This window comes from Streptomyces sp. ActVer, assembly GCF_027270795.1.
GTDB lineage: Bacteria > Actinomycetota > Actinomycetes > Streptomycetales > Streptomycetaceae > Streptomyces > Streptomyces umbrinus_A.
Window position 1 is genome coordinate 1 of record NZ_JAPWHT010000828.1, and the last position, 1,943, is coordinate 1,943.

A 1,943-nucleotide genomic window follows, 5' to 3' on the forward strand; every position below is an offset into this window, starting at 1 on the left:
TACCGCGCCCGCCACAGCCCGGGCCGCCCGTCCGCCTCACGCACGGCCACTTCCAGCCGCTCGCTGTCGGCGTCGCGCACGGCCACGGCCTCGGTGCCGAACCGGAGCTGTCCGCCGCGTTCCAGGAACCGCGTCAACAGGTCGGTCACCAGCTCCTGTTGGGGGTAGACGGTGTGCTGCTCCCGCTGCCCGAGCCCGCTGTAGTCCAGCCGGAACCGGCCGTCCTCGGTACGGAACTCGCAGGTGCCGTGGATCTGCCCGCGCCGCCGCAGCCCCTCGGCGAGACCGTGCTGCTCCAGGATCCGCACGGTGTTGGCGGCCAGGAACCCGGCACGCGCCCGCGTCTGCACCTGCGTGCGCCCGGCCCGCTCCAGGACGACGCAGTCGATCCCCCGGTCCACCAGGATGTTGCCGAGCACGAGCCCGGCCGGCCCGGCCCCGAGGACGACCACATCGGTCGCGTGTTCGGCCGGTCGACGCCGACTCTTCCCGTCTGTCACGGAACCAGATATTAAGTAGCCCAAAACCGGTTGTCCCACCGAAATCACCTGAATGCCTGGCTTGACCGTCAAGATCACCACGCGGGGCGGGCGCTGGGTGTATTGGCCCGCGGTGCCGGACCCGCGGCGCTGGACCGCGGTGCTGTTCGGTCGCCTTCCGCGGCGCCGATGTGGGTACGCCGTCCGGGCGTCCACGACTACGGTGTCCGCCCATGAGAACCCCTGGTGCGGATCCGTCACTCTGGCGCGACCGCCGGTTCGTGCTGCTGTTCTCGGCTCGTACGGTCTCGGTGCTGGGGAACGCCTTCGCGCGGGTGGCGCTGGCGTTCGCGGTGCTGGAGCTGCCGGGGGCGAGTCCTGGCCGCCTGTCGTTGGTGCTCGCCTGTCAGGCGCTGCCGCAGCTGGTGTTCATCCTGGTCGGGGGTGTGATCGCGGACCGGGTGTCGCGTTCGCGGCTCATGGTGGTGTCCGACCTCCTCGGGGCGGCGGCCTACGCGGGTCTGGCCGCGATGGTGCTGACCGGGCACGCGCCGCTGACGGCGATGTGCCTCCTTGCCGTCCTGGCGGGGACGGCGACCGCGCTGTTCGCACCGGCGATGACGGGCGTGGTCCCGCTGATCGTGCCCGCGGAGCGGCTGCAACGGGCCAACGGTCTGCTCCAGATGGGCACCAACTCCTCGATGCTGCTGGGGCTCGCGCTGTCGGGGGTGACCGTCGCGTTCGTCGGAGCCGGCTGGGCGCTGGCCCTCAACGCGGCCTCCTTCGCCCTCAGCGCCCTCCTCATCGGGGGGCTGCGGGTGACGGCCCGCCCGAGGAAGGCGTCCTCCGGCTGGGCCGATCTGCGGGACGGCTGGCGGGAGTTCGCCTCCCGGCAGTGGCTGTGGGCCGTGGTCGCCCAGTACGCGTTCGTCGTGGCGGCCCTCAACGCCAACGTCGGCGTGCTCGGTCCCCTGGTGGCCGAGGAGCACTTCGGCGGGGCGCGTGCCTGGTCACTGATCGTCGCCGCGCAGGCGCTGGGCACGATCGCGGGGGCGGGCCTGGCCGCCCGCGTCCGTGTGTCCCGGCCCGTACTCGTGGCGGTCCTGGCCACGTTCCCGGCCGCCGTACCGATCGCCCTGCTCGCGCTGCGCGCGCCCGTCTGGGCGGTGGCCCTTGCGATGTTCTGCGCGGGTGTCTCCACGGACGTCTTCAGCGTCCTGTGGACCACGACCCTCCACCGAGAGATCCCCGAGGAGATCATCTCCCGCGTCAGCTCATACGAATGGCTCGGCTCCCTGGCCTTCGCACCGCTCGGCCTCCTCGCCGCGGGGCCGCTCGCGTCGGCGGTGGGTACGGGGGTGGCTCTGGCGGGGTGTTCGGCGATGGTGGTGGGGGCTACGGCGATGGCGCTGCTGTCGCCGCAGGTTCGGTCGTTGCGGGCGTCGGAGGGTCACGGGGGTACGG

The 1,943-nt window shown here is 72.5% G+C and carries 2 protein-coding genes; one reads left to right on the forward strand and one right to left on the reverse strand.

What is annotated here, in order from left to right; all coding sequences use genetic code 11:
• The coding region (locus O3Q52_RS52515; RefSeq protein WP_269655457.1) for an FAD-dependent monooxygenase at positions 1–500 on the reverse strand (500 nt) is incomplete at its 3' end.
• A gap of 212 nt (positions 501–712) precedes the next feature.
• Between O3Q52_RS52515 and O3Q52_RS52520 the strand changes: the two genes are divergently transcribed.
• Positions 713–1,943, forward strand: a 1,231-nt coding sequence (locus tag O3Q52_RS52520; protein ID WP_269655458.1) for an MFS transporter, incomplete at its 3' end; no start/stop codon positions are given.